This is a genomic window from Citrobacter rodentium NBRC 105723 = DSM 16636, assembly GCF_021278985.1.
Taxonomy (GTDB): Bacteria; Pseudomonadota; Gammaproteobacteria; order Enterobacterales; family Enterobacteriaceae; genus Citrobacter_A; species Citrobacter_A rodentium.
This window is the reverse complement of sequence record NZ_CP082833.1, coordinates 1,063,346-1,075,953: the sequence shown is the minus strand read 5'-3', so window position 1 is coordinate 1,075,953 and position 12,608 is coordinate 1,063,346. Positions and strand designations below refer to the sequence as shown.

The window sequence follows — 12,608 nt, the reverse complement described above, 5'->3', positions numbered from 1 at the left end:
CTGTGGTTTTTACTTCAAGGACACCCTATGAAAACCTCTCTGTTCAAAAGCCTTTATTTTCAGGTCCTGACAGCAATCGCCATTGGTATCCTCCTTGGCCATTACTACCCTGAACTGGGCGCACAAATGAAACCGCTTGGCGACGCGTTCGTTAAGCTGATTAAGATGATCATCGCTCCTGTCATCTTCTGTACTGTCGTTACCGGCATTGCAGGTATGGAAAGCATGAAGGCGGTCGGTCGTACCGGCGCGGTGGCGCTGCTTTACTTTGAGATTGTCAGTACCATTGCGCTGATCATCGGTCTGATTATCGTCAACGTCGTGCAGCCAGGCGCCGGGATGAACGTCGATCCGGCTACCCTTGATGCGCAGGCGGTGGCGGTATACGCCGAGCAGGCGAAAGACCAGGGCATTGTCGCCTTCCTGATGGATGTGATCCCGGGCAGCGTCATCGGCGCGTTTGCCAGCGGCAACATCCTGCAGGTGCTGCTGTTTGCGGTGCTGTTTGGCTTCGCCCTGCATCGTCTGGGCAGCAAAGGCCAGCTGATTTTCAACGTGATCGAAAGCTTCTCGCAGGTCATTTTCGGCATTATCAACATGATTATGCGCCTGGCGCCGATCGGTGCGTTCGGGGCGATGGCTTTCACCATCGGCAAATATGGCGTGGGCTCGCTGGTGCAGTTGGGGCAGCTGATTATCTGCTTCTACATCACCTGTATCCTGTTCGTCGTGCTGGTGCTGGGCTCTATCGCCCGCGCGACGGGCTTTAGCATCTTCAAATTTATCCGCTATATCCGTGAAGAACTGCTGATTGTGCTGGGGACCTCTTCCTCTGAGTCTGCGCTGCCGCGGATGCTCGATAAGATGGAAAAGCTTGGCTGCCGCAAGTCGGTTGTCGGGCTGGTGATCCCCACTGGCTACTCGTTTAACCTTGACGGAACGTCGATCTACCTGACGATGGCGGCGGTGTTTATCGCCCAGGCGACCAACAGCCATATGGATATCTTCCATCAGATTACGCTGCTGGTGGTGCTGCTACTCTCTTCCAAAGGGGCGGCTGGCGTTACCGGAAGCGGCTTTATCGTGCTGGCGGCAACCATCTCTGCGGTAGGCCATCTGCCGGTGGCGGGTCTGGCGCTGATCCTCGGTATCGACCGCTTCATGTCTGAAGCCCGTGCGCTGACTAACCTGGTCGGTAACGGCGTGGCGACGGTCGTGGTGGCGAAATGGGTGAAAGAGCTGGATCACCAGAAGCTCGACGATGTGCTGAATAATCGTGCGCCGGACGGCAAAACGCACGAAATATCCTCATAATTTCAATCCTTATGACCGCAGTCCCTTGTGGGGCTGCGGGCTCCTGCGCATAATTGACCCCTGCTCCCTAATCCTTCAACATGAAGGCTTGGGTTTATTTCACTTCTTACGTGACATTTTTCGGTTCTTGCGGTCTAACACGAAGTGTTTTCTACGTCATATTCAGACGGGCTTACTGGTCTGTCTTTTTTATTACCAGGATTGTTGATCAGGGGTTCACATGCAGGGTACAAAAATTCGACTTCTGGCGGGCGGTTTGCTGATGATGGCCACTGCCGGCTATGTGCAGGCAGATGCGTTCCAGCCTGACCCGGCATGGCAACAGGGAACGCTGGCGAATGGCTTACACTGGCAGGTGTTAGCCACTCCGCAGCGCCCCAGCGACCGCATAGAGGTCCGCCTGCTGGTAAATACCGGTTCGCTCACCGAAAGTACCCAACAGAGCGGTTTCAGTCACGTTATTCCCCGTATTGCGTTAACCCAGAGCGGCGGCCTCGATGCCACCCAGGCCCGCTCCCTGTGGATGCAGGCGTCCGACCCCACCCGCAAGCGTCCGATGCCGCCCGTCACCGTCACCTATGATTCCACGCAGTACCAGCTTAGCCTGCCCAACAACCGTAACGATCTGCTGAAAGAGTCGCTGACCTATCTGGCGAACACGATGGGCAAGCTGACGATCTCCCCGGAGACGGTGGCCCATGCGCTCAGCAGCAAAGACATGGTCGCTACGCTGCCGGCTGATACCAAAGAAGGCTGGTGGCGTTACCGCCTGAAAGGCTCGGCGCTGCTGGGACACGATCCTGCCGAACCGCTGAAAAAACCGGTTGATGCGGAGAAAATTCACGATTTCTATCAGAAATGGTACACCCCGGACGCGATGACGCTGATTATCGTCGGCAACGTCGATGCGCGAACGGTTACCGAGCAGATCAACAAAACCTTCGGCGAGCTGACCGGCAAGCGCGAAACGCCAGCGCCGCTGCCGACGCTGTCGCCGCTGCGCGCGGAGGCGGTCAGCATCATGACCAACATGGTGCGCCAGGATCGCTTGTCCATTATGTGGGACACGCCGTGGCAGCCCATCCGCGAATCCTCGGCGCTGCTGCGCTACTGGCGCGCGGATGTAGCGCGCGAAGCGCTGTTCTGGCACGTTCAGCAGGCGCTAAGCAAAAGCAACGTTAAAAATATCGATTTCGGCTTTGACTGCCGCGTTCTGTACCTGCGCGCCCAGTGCGCCATCAACATTCAATCGCCGAACGATAAGCTCAACGCTGGCCTGAACATCGTGGCGAGCGAGCTGGCGAAGGTGCGCGATAACGGCCTGCCGGAAGAGGAGTTCAACGCACTGGTGGCGCAAAAGAATCTGGAACTGCAAAAACTGTTCGCCACCTATGGCCGCACCACTACCGACATTCTTATGAGCCAGCGTCTGCGTTCGCTGCAAAATCAGGTGGTGGATATCGCACCAGAGCAGTATCAACGTTTGCGTCAGGACTTTCTGAATACGCTGACCGTGGAGATGTTGAATCAGAGCCTGCGTCAGCAGCTGTCGCAGGAGATGGCGCTGATCCTGTTGCAACCGCAGGGCGAAGCGGAATTTAACATGAAGGAGTTGCAGGCGACCTGGGAGCAGATTATGGCGCCGACGACGACCGCCGCTGCGCCCGTAGAGACGGATGAGGCGCATCCGGAAGTGACGGATATTCCGGCGGTGCAGTAACCAGCTTTTTCGCAGGCCCGGTAAGCGCCAGCGCTACCGGGCAACCGCGAATCTTACTGCGGCATGGCGTCGAGGGGGATAATCGCCCCGCGGTACTGGATCACCGTGCTGGCAGTCAGGTGGCCGCGCTTCGCGGCCTCAACCGCATCGCCGCCGGTCAGACGGATCGCCAGATAGCCGGCGCTGAAGGAGTCGCCTGCGGCAGTCGTATCGACCACCTTCTCTTTCGGCAGCTTCACCGCCGGGACGTCAATCAGGTTTTCCCCTTTGATGGACACCATGCAGGAGTCCGCGCCGCGTTTCACCACCACTTCCTGTACGCCAGCGGCGTGCGTCCGCGCGATCACCTCTTCAACCGGCTTTTTGCCCCACAGCGCGTCTTCATCATCCAGCGTCAGGAAGGCGATGTCGGTGCATTCCAGCATCTGCTGATAAACCTGCTGCGTCTCTTCAGCGCTGGTCCACAGGCGCGGACGGTAATTGTTGTCGAAAATCACTTTTCCGCCGTTGGCGCGGCACTCGCGCAGCAGCGACAGCAGCTTTTCACGGCTGGAAGGGCTGAGGATCGCCAGGCTGATGCCGCTCAGGTAGAGATAGTCAAACGTCGCCAGCTCCTCGCAGATTGCCGCCGACTGCTCGCTCTCCAGCCAGAATTTCGCCGCCGCCTCATTGCGCCAGTAGTAAAAGGTGCGCTCGCCGCTGCTGTCGGTTTCAATGTAGTAAAGACCCGGCAGACGGTTTTCCATACGCTGGGTCAGCGAGGTATCAACGTTTTCGCCCTGCCATGACTCCAGCATCTGCTGGCTGAAACTGTCCGTGCCGAGTGCGGTGACGTAGTGGACGGAGAGCGCCGCAGCGTCGACCTGGCGGGCAATATAAACGGAAGTATTCAACGTATCGCCACCGAAGCCGCGCTGAACGTCAGCGCCTTTCTGTGACAGTTCGATCATGCATTCGCCAATCACGGCAATCTTTTTGGACATAGTCGTGAACCTACCTGGAAAAAAATTAGCGTTAGTGTGCGCTGTGGGTGTTTAGTGGTCAACCATATTAAAACAACGTTCCATTATTTTCTTGAGCCAGTCCGTATTCTGCGTTGATTTTTGCGCTGTCGTTTTTGATTTTGCGCATACACGACATAAAGTTCTGCACCAGAGCGCCGATAACTGATGAGTCCGGGCAGCACACTCTCAACCACGGGACATCGGAGATGATAAATCAGGGGCTCCAGCAGCTAAGCGCTTCTGCGACGGGCATTGAAAGCTTGCAGGCGCGGCGCTACTGGTTGCAATGTGAGCGTGCTTACACATACCAGCCCATCTATCAGACCAACGGACGCCTGCTGGCCGTTGAGCTGCTGACGGTAGTGACCCATCCGGACGATCCTGCCCGGCGTATCGCGCCCGACCGTTATTTTGCCGAAGTGACGGTGCGCCAGCGTATTGAAGTGGTGAATGAGCAGCTCCGTCTGCTGGAGCAAAAAGCGGAATTTTTCCGCCGCCACGCGCTTCTGGCTTCCGTTAACATCGATGGCCCAACCTTAATTGCCCTGCGCCAGCATCCTGATATTTTGCAGACTATCGAACGGATGCCCTGGCTGCGCTTTGAGCTGGTGGAGCATATCCGCCTGCCGAAAGACTCCTCCTTCGCCGCAATATGCGAGTTTGGTCCGCTGTGGCTGGATGATTTCGGCACCGGCATGGCGAATTTCTCAGCGTTAAACGAAGTGCGCTACGACTACATTAAAATCGCCCGCGAGCTGTTCGTGATGCTTCGCCAGACGGCGGAAGGGCGTAATCTGTTTATCCTGCTGCTACAGCTGATGAACCGCTACTGCCGCGGCGCGATCGTGGAAGGGGTGGAGACGGCGGAAGAGTGGCGTGACGTACAAAACTCGCCAGCGTTTGCCGCCCAGGGCTATTTTCTTTCCCGTCCGGCGCCCTTTTCCCGTCTCGATGAGATGATTTTATCGCTCTGAAAGCAGGCTGTTTCCGGTAAATCTGTTTGGCTGAACTATCTTTAGGACAGGCAAGGGAAGAAGTGAGGAAGCAGAATATGACCAAAGCAGGCAAAATCATCGCCGCCGTGACAGGGACTTTCTTGTTGTTGATCGTCGTGCTCATCGTGCTGATAGCGACCTTTGACTGGAACTGGCTCAAACCGACCATCAACCAGAAAGTCTCTGCCGAGCTGAACCGGCCATTTGCGATACGTGGCGATTTGGGGGTGGTCTGGGAGCGCCAGAAACAGGAAACCGGCTGGCGCAGTTGGGTGCCCTGGCCGCACGTTCACGCTGAAGATGTTATCCTCGGCAATCCGCCGGATATTCCGCAGGTCACAATGGTGCATCTGCCGCGCGTGGAAGCGACGCTGGCGCCGCTGGCGCTGTTGAGCAAAACCGTCTGGCTGCCGTGGATCAAACTGGTGAAACCCGACGCGCGGCTGATTCGCCTGTCGGAGAAAAACAATAACTGGACCTTCGACCTCGCAGAAGACGAAAACAAAGATCCCAATGCGCAACCTTCCAGCTGGTCATTTCGCCTGGATAATATTCTTTTTGATCAAGGGCGGATCGCCATTGATGACAAGGTGAGCAAGGCGGATCTCGAGATCCTGGTCGATCCGCTGGGCAAACCGCTGCCGTTCAGCGAAGTGACCGGCAGCAAAGGCGAGAAGGCTAACGTGGAAGACTACGTTTTCGGCCTGAAGGCGAAAGGGCGCTATAACGGCGAACCGCTCAGCGGGACGGGGAAAATCGGCGGTATGCTGGCGTTGCGTAGCGAAGAGTCGCCGTTTCCGGTGCAGGCGGATTTCCGTTCCGGTAACACCCGGGTGGCGTTTGCCGGCGTGGTGAACGACCCGATGAAAATGGGCGGCGTCGATTTACAGCTTAAGTTTTCCGGCGATTCGCTGGCGGAACTGTATGACCTGACCGGCGTGCTGTTGCCGGATACGCCGCCCTTTGAAACAGACGGTCGGCTGGTCGCGAAAATCGACGCTGAAAAGTCGTCGGTCTTTGATTACCGCGGTTTCAACGGGCGGATTGGCGACAGCGATATTCACGGCTCGCTCACCTACACCACCGGCAAACCGCGTCCGAAGCTGGAAGGCGATCTGGAGTCAAAACAGCTGCGGCTGGCGGATTTAGGCCCGCTGATTGGCGTCGATTCCGGTAAGGGTGCGGAGCAGTCGAAGCGTTCCGAGCAGAAAAAGGGCGAGAAAAACGTCCAGCCTGCTGACAAAGTGCTGCCTTATGATCGTTTCGAAACCGATAAATGGGACGTGATGGACGCCGACGTGCGCTTCAAGGGACGCCGTATTGAACACGGCAGCAGCCTGCCGATTAGCGATCTCTCCACCCATATCATCCTGAAAAATGCCGACCTGCGCCTGCGGCCGCTGAAGTTTGGTCTTGCGGGCGGCACCATCAGCGCCAATATCCATCTGGAAGGGGATAAAAAGCCGATGCAGGGGCGGGCGGATATCCAGGCGCGCCGTCTGAAGCTGAAAGAGCTGATGCCTGACGTCGAACTGATGCAGAAAACGCTGGGCGAGATGAACGGCGACGCCGAGCTGCGCGGCAGCGGGAACTCCGTGGCGGCGCTGCTTGGCAACAGCAACGGCAACCTGAAGCTGCTGATGAACGACGGGTTAATCAGCCGCAACCTGATGGAGATCGTCGGGCTGAACGTGGGCAACTACATCGTCGGGCAGATCTTTGGCGACGACGAGGTGCGGGTAAACTGCGCGGCGGCCAATCTCGACATTGCGAACGGCGTAGCGCGTCCGCAGATTTTCGCCTTTGATACCGAAAACGCGCTGATTAACGTTACCGGTACGGCGAGCTTCGCCTCTGAGCAGCTGGATTTAACCATCGATCCGGAGAGTAAAGGGGGGCGTATTATTACCCTGCGTTCGCCGCTGTACGTGCGCGGCACCTTCAAAAATCCACAGGCCGGGGTAAAAGCGGGACCGCTGATCGCCCGCGGGGCGGTTGCGGCAGCGCTGGCGACGTTAGTCACCCCAGCCGCTGCGCTGCTGGCGCTGATCTCACCTTCCGAGGGAGAGGAGAATCAGTGCCGGGTCATTTTATCGCAGATGAAAAAGTAAGGTGATTTCCAGGCCGGATAAGCGTCAGCGCCATCCGGCAAACAGCATTACAGCGACTGATGGCGCGTCTCATGGGTTAACAGCAGCGCAATCAGCGTCAGCGCCGCCATTGACGCCAGATAGAGGCCAACGGCGGCCAGCCCGTAATGCGACTGTAGCCACGCGGCGATATACGGCGCAACGGATGCGCCGAGAATCGACGACACGTTATAGGAGAACGATGCGCCGGTATAGCGAACTTCCGTCGGAAACAGCTCCGGCAGCAGTGCGCCCATCGGGCCAAAGGTCAGCCCCATCAGGCTGAGCCCCAGCAGCAGGAAGGCGAACACCAGCGCCGGATGGCCGGAACCCAGCAGCGGTTTAAACGCGAACAGGGCGAAGAGGATAATCAGGGTGGTGATGATCACCATACTCTTGCGACGGCCAAAGGCGTCCGCCAGCAGGCCGGCAATGGGCACCATGACGCCGAAGCCGATTACCGCCATCATCAGCATCCACAATACGTCATTGCGCGGCATCCCCAGTCCGACAGGGGCGGCGGCGGTGCTATAGGTCATTGAGTAGACGGTCATAATGTAAAACAGCGTGTAGGTCGCCAGCATGATAAAGGTGCCGAGGATGGTCACGCGCAGATGGCGGGTCAGCAGCGTGCCGAGCGGGATTTTCACCTGCTTTTTCGCCGCCGCGACTTTAGCGAACACCGGCGTCTCATGCAGCGATACGCGTACATACAGGCCGATAATCACCAGCACCGCCGAGAAGATAAACGGCACGCGCCAGCCCCAGCTCATGAACTGCTCGTCGGTGAGCAGCCAGGAGAGCAGCAGGAAAGTGCCGTTAGCAAAGAAGAAGCCGATTGGCGCGCCCAGCTGCGGGAACGAGCCGTACAGCGCGCGTTTACGCGGCGGCGCGTTTTCGGTCGCCAGCAGCGCCGCCCCGCCCCATTCTCCGCCAAGTCCCAGCCCCTGGCCGAAGCGCGCCAGCGCCAGCAGCAGCGGTGCGAAGATGCCGATGGTGGCATAGCCCGGCAGCAGGCCGATGAGCACCGTCGAGATACCCATCGTCAGCAGCGAGGCGACCAGCGTTACCTTGCGTCCGACCCGGTCGCCGAAGTGACCAAACAGCGCAGAGCCAATCGGACGCGCGACAAAGGCGATGGCGAAGGTGGCGAGCGACTGTAGCGTGGCCGCCGTCGGATCGCCCTGCGGGAAGAAGATATGGGGGAAAACAATCACCGCCGCGGTGGCGTAAATGTAGAAGTCGAAGAACTCAATGGCGGTGCCAATGAGCGAGGCGACGACGACCTTATTCCGCGAGTTAACCGGGGTGTGTTCCTGTTCATTGTCGAGTGTGGTGGCTGTTGCTTGCATAGTATTTTCTTATTTTTTGGCGAACGAAAGGCCATATTACGCATAGCAAAAGCGACATTTCAATCTGTAACAAAGCCGCGGAGAGGCTAAAAAACAGGCAAAAAGCGGATAATTTTTACGCCCGCCTTTTCTCGTCTATGAAATGCTTCACATATTTGAGAAGTTGGTTGATAAAACTGTTTTTTGGTTAAATAAAAGTTAAGGACTGGATTTAAATGCTGAAACGGCGGGTGAGGACGGAAGTACGTGCCTGATCTTATTGCTGGATGGCGGCACAAATATCTTAATCGGCCTGCGTGATTTGCCGGATGGCGACGCAAGCGTCTTATCCGGCCTACATTTTTTGCCGGGGGTAAACCGTAGGCCGGATAAGCGCAGCGCCATCCGGCGCTCAACCCGCTATCAATAATGGTGCGTCTTGCCCGGCATCCGCGGGTCGTCTTTGTATTCGGCGGTGGCGATCCACGCGGCGCAAAACAGCGTCAGACGAGCGAAAAAATAAAAGAACGCCATCAGTCCCAGCACCGAACCAAACGCTGCGCCGGAAGGGGATTTAACCAGCGCTGGCAGGGTGTAGGTCATAATGATTTTGATGACCTCAAAACCAATCGCCGCAATAAACGTCCCGCGAATCAGCGCCCGCTTCCGTGGCCGGTGGCGCGGCAGCCGCCAGAAGATCCAGAAAAACAACAGATAGTTAGCGAAAATAGAGATCGCCAGGCCAATCAGCCGCCAGGCGGGCTTCAGCCATTCGATACTGTCGAGATAGAGCGCGGAGATAATCATCTGCTGCGCCGAACCCGCGACCGAAGTGATCGACAGGGTAATAATCAGCGCGACCAGCAGGCCAATCAGCGAGATAAAATCGCGCAGGTATTTAATCCAGATTTTCTCCTGATCCTGCGACGAGCGTTCCCAGACATCGCGTGACTGGGCGCGTATCGCTTCACGCAGGTTGCCCATCCAGTTTACGCCGGAGTAGAGCGCAACCCCCAGCCCCACCAGGCCGACGGTGGTACGCTGCTGAACCGCGGTATTAATGGTGCTTTTCAGCGTGGCGGCCAGCGTCGGGTCGCTGACGTTCGTCAGGATTTTACTGAAGATATCCTGGAGCAGCGTAGGGTGCGACGCGAGAACAAAACCGGCGGCGGCAAACGACACCATCAGGATGGGGATCATCGACAGAAACGAAAAGTAAGTGATGGCTGCGCCAAACTGATTGCCTAAGCGGTCGTTAAAGCGTTCAGTTGCGCGGAGCAGGTGTGCGACCATCGGGATGCGCTGGATCTGTTCTATGGTATTGCTCACTTTTTTCAGCGTCGGGTTACTGCTTTCCGGCTCCGGCGTTTCGGCGGGGGTCGTCGTATCGACTTTACGGATCGGCTGGTGTTCGAGTTCCTCTACCGGGCGTTTTACGTCGTTTTCCTGCGTCATCAGGTCGGTCGTCCTTCTTTCTTTTGTTTATCTCTCGACAGTATAGCTTCTCAGTCCACGTAGTCCTTCATAACGCCGGATAACCACTCCATAAACAGATGCACGCGGCGGGAAAGATGACGCCGGGGCGGGTAGAGCAGCGATACCGGCAGCGGCGCGGCGCGGTACTGCGGCAGGATCTCCACAAGCGCGCCGCGGCGCAATGCCTCGCGCACCCCCACGCGCGGCGTCTGAATAATGCCCAGTCCAGCCAGACACGCGGCGTGATACGTTTCAGTGCTGTTTACCGTCAGCGTACCGCCGGTTTTGATCCACTGCGTCCCCGCTAAGGTGACGATTTCAAAGCCGGACGGACGCGTTGCGGAATTTATCGAATAATGCACCACGGCATGAGAGGCGAGATCGTCGAGGCTCTCCGGGTAGCCAAAACGTTCCAGATACTGCGGACTGGCGCAGTTGATCACGGTGAGTTTTCCCAGCGGACGCGCGATCAGCCCGGCGTCTTGCTGCGTGCCGACGCGCACCACGCAGTCAAACCCTTCGCGAATCACATCCACCAGGCGGTCGCTGCTGCTCAGTTCCAGTTCAATCCCCGGATGCTGCTGTAAAAAGGCGGGCAGGCGGGGGATCAACAGATTCCGGGCGACGCTGACCGGCATATCCACCCGCAGCTTGCCGCTAATGCTGGCGGTATCGTACTGAAACAGGCCGTCCAGTTCCTCCAGATTGCTTAACAGCTCTTTCGCCCGCTCATAATAGACCATGCCGTCCTGCGTCAGCTGTACCTGGCGAGTGGTGCGGTGCAGAAGCCGGGTGCCGAGAGCGTTTTCCAGCGCCTGAATCTGGCGCGATACGCTACCTTTAGGAAGTCCGAGGGCGTCGGCGGCGCGGGAAAAACTTTCCAGTTCCGCGACGCGAATGAATAACTGCATTGCATGAATTTTATCCATTCCGTTGACCTATTGTTGTTCTGGATGAAACAGTGTTGCGCAGGCAGCGGTATTTATTGATCTTCTATCACCTAATACGCTGTATCTCAATCTTCCCGACAGCAGAAATGCGCTTTTTTATGAGGCAACGTATCGCTTTCGTGACCGATAGCTGCCGGAGATGTGGCAAAAATGCCGTACTGACGCTGACAGTCAGAGGAACGGATATTTTTTACCTGGCGCAGCCAGCGCGGAATGCTGTGACTCAAATAGAGCAAAAAGGGGAGAAAACGGCGGTAATTTAGCGAAACGTCGGCGAATTCCAGCTTTTTCGGCGTTGCCCTGCGGTAAAGGCAAAGCTGAAAAGCCGGTATAAACATGAGACGGATGATTATTTAGTGAACAACGCCGGTATCGGGTTTATACACGCCATTTATAAACACTTAGCTGAGATGTTGATGAGTTAATCGCATCCTCAACGTTTTGACGGGACTGGCGCATATTTGCCCTGCCGGGATATGCCGCGATGAAAGGGACGACGGAAGATCAGACGTACTATCAGGCGAAAGAGGATGGCGAGCGGGGTATTTCGGTGAATGCTATCGCGTCGGGGGGCATTATATTAAATACTATTTACGCGCTGAATAAATCGGAAAGTGCGGTTTCTGAATTTGTTACAAAATTACGTGCATGGAACAATTTCTCTTCTCACGCGCGCTCGCTACAATTGCTGAAATTAATATTAAAATAATCAGATACGCGACTAAATGTAAGAAAATCCTTAATTTTCGCCGATGATTTAACCAAATTTGTAATGAGCCTGTCGTAGCTGTAAACATTCATTTTTCTGCCTTCTCTTTATCTTTAATATCGGTAGAATGGCCTCTGCCAAAAGGCGAATTCTTATTTTACCCTTCGGGTAATACCCTTTCACTCCTTAATACTATTTTTGGAAAACCGTGGAGAGAGAGTAATGCACATCATCATGTTTGACAGGCAGTCAATATTTATTCATGGAATGAAAATAAGTTTAGAAGAGCGGATTCCAGGAGTAATTATTCAGGGTGTGAGTCAGGCGGATGAACTCTGGAAGAAACTTGAGGAAAATCATGAGGTTTTGCTGATGCTGGATGGCGATCTGGACGGTGAATTCTGCCGCTGGCTGTTGCAGACATTGTCAGAACGCTTTCCCAAGGTTAAAGCGCTTATTTCAGCCACCGACTGTAGTAAAAAATGGCTGCATGAAATGGTGCAATATAATGTCCTGGCCGTGGTTCCACGCGATTCTGAACCGGAAAAATTTAAGCTGGCCTTAAATAGTGTTGCAATGGGAATGTTGTTTTTACCCGCCGAGTGGTTAACGACGCCGCAGCCTGAATTCCGCGATATAAACACCTTAAGCGCCCGTCAGCGGGAAATTCTGACGATGCTGGCGGCAGGGGAATCGAATAAGGAGATTGGCCGCGCGTTAAATATCAGCACCGGAACGGTAAAAGCGCACCTGGAATCACTTTATCGCCGTCTTGATGTTAAAAATCGCACCCAGGCGGCCATGCTGTTATTCCAGCCTTAAACACGGACGGTTATTTCGCGATCGAAGAGGCGGGTCGCGAAATACACCTGTTTTAACAAACCGAACGGCCCGCTTTGCGGTAACGTTTTTCCTGCCCGCAGAGCAGCTGCTTTCCGGTCAATGGCGTAAAGCCAGATTCCTTCCGCTGAGACAGGCGA

At 55.9% G+C, this 12,608-nt stretch carries 11 protein-coding genes; 6 read left to right on the top strand and 5 right to left on the bottom strand.

Annotated features, from left to right (window positions below; genetic code table 11):
* Window positions 1-27 precede the first annotated feature (27 nt).
* Both dctA and K7R23_RS05090 read left to right on the top strand, forming a co-directional pair.
* Complete coding sequence (gene dctA / locus K7R23_RS05095; RefSeq protein ID WP_012908218.1) at window positions 28-1,314, top strand: C4-dicarboxylate transporter DctC; 1,287 nt, start codon at window positions 28-30, stop codon at window positions 1,312-1,314.
* Between the two features lie 220 nt (window positions 1,315-1,534).
* Window positions 1,535-3,034 (top strand): M16 family metallopeptidase, encoded by a 1,500-nt coding sequence (locus tag K7R23_RS05090; protein WP_012908219.1) that lies wholly within the window; start codon window positions 1,535-1,537, stop codon window positions 3,032-3,034.
* A gap of 53 nt (window positions 3,035-3,087) precedes the next feature.
* On the opposite strand, the gene kdgK is transcribed toward K7R23_RS05090, so the two are convergent.
* Window positions 3,088-4,017, bottom strand: a complete 930-nt coding sequence (kdgK, locus tag K7R23_RS05085) for a 2-dehydro-3-deoxygluconokinase (RefSeq protein WP_012908220.1) — start codon at window positions 4,015-4,017, stop codon at window positions 3,088-3,090.
* Between the two features lie 227 nt (window positions 4,018-4,244).
* Here kdgK and pdeH point away from each other — a divergent pair, with 227 nt between their 5' ends.
* Both pdeH and K7R23_RS05075 read left to right on the top strand, forming a co-directional pair.
* Complete coding sequence (pdeH, locus tag K7R23_RS05080; RefSeq protein WP_012908221.1) at window positions 4,245-5,012, top strand: cyclic-guanylate-specific phosphodiesterase; 768 nt, start codon at window positions 4,245-4,247, stop codon at window positions 5,010-5,012.
* A gap of 77 nt (window positions 5,013-5,089) precedes the next feature.
* Window positions 5,090-7,144, top strand: a complete 2,055-nt coding sequence (locus K7R23_RS05075) for an AsmA family protein (RefSeq protein WP_024133021.1) — start codon at window positions 5,090-5,092, stop codon at window positions 7,142-7,144.
* 47 nt (window positions 7,145-7,191) lie between these two features.
* Here K7R23_RS05075 and K7R23_RS05070 read toward each other — a convergent pair whose 3' ends face one another.
* The 4 genes from K7R23_RS05070 to K7R23_RS05055 form a co-directional block, all read right to left on the bottom strand.
* Window positions 7,192-8,514 (bottom strand): MFS transporter, encoded by a 1,323-nt coding sequence (locus K7R23_RS05070; protein ID WP_012908223.1) that lies wholly within the window; start codon window positions 8,512-8,514, stop codon window positions 7,192-7,194.
* A gap of 402 nt (window positions 8,515-8,916) precedes the next feature.
* Window positions 8,917-9,948 (bottom strand): inner membrane protein YhjD, encoded by a 1,032-nt coding sequence (gene yhjD, locus K7R23_RS05065; protein ID WP_012908224.1) that lies wholly within the window; start codon window positions 9,946-9,948, stop codon window positions 8,917-8,919.
* A gap of 50 nt (window positions 9,949-9,998) precedes the next feature.
* Entirely contained in the window at window positions 9,999-10,898 is a 900-nt protein-coding gene (locus tag K7R23_RS05060; protein WP_012908225.1) for a LysR family transcriptional regulator, read from the bottom strand.
* Window positions 10,899-10,984: 86 nt separating this feature from the next.
* Complete coding sequence (locus K7R23_RS05055) at window positions 10,985-11,257, bottom strand: hypothetical protein (RefSeq protein WP_024133022.1); 273 nt, start codon at window positions 11,255-11,257, stop codon at window positions 10,985-10,987.
* Between the two features lie 146 nt (window positions 11,258-11,403).
* Here K7R23_RS05055 and K7R23_RS05050 point away from each other — a divergent pair, with 146 nt between their 5' ends.
* Window positions 11,404-11,628, top strand: coding sequence for a hypothetical protein (locus K7R23_RS05050; RefSeq protein WP_024133023.1), 225 nt, complete (start codon window positions 11,404-11,406; stop codon window positions 11,626-11,628).
* Window positions 11,629-11,850: 222 nt separating this feature from the next.
* Window positions 11,851-12,450 carry a response regulator transcription factor gene (locus K7R23_RS05045; RefSeq protein ID WP_012908226.1) on the top strand — a complete coding sequence of 200 codons (600 nt, stop codon included), beginning with the start codon at window positions 11,851-11,853 and terminating at the stop codon, window positions 12,448-12,450.
* Window positions 12,451-12,608 lie beyond the last annotated feature (158 nt).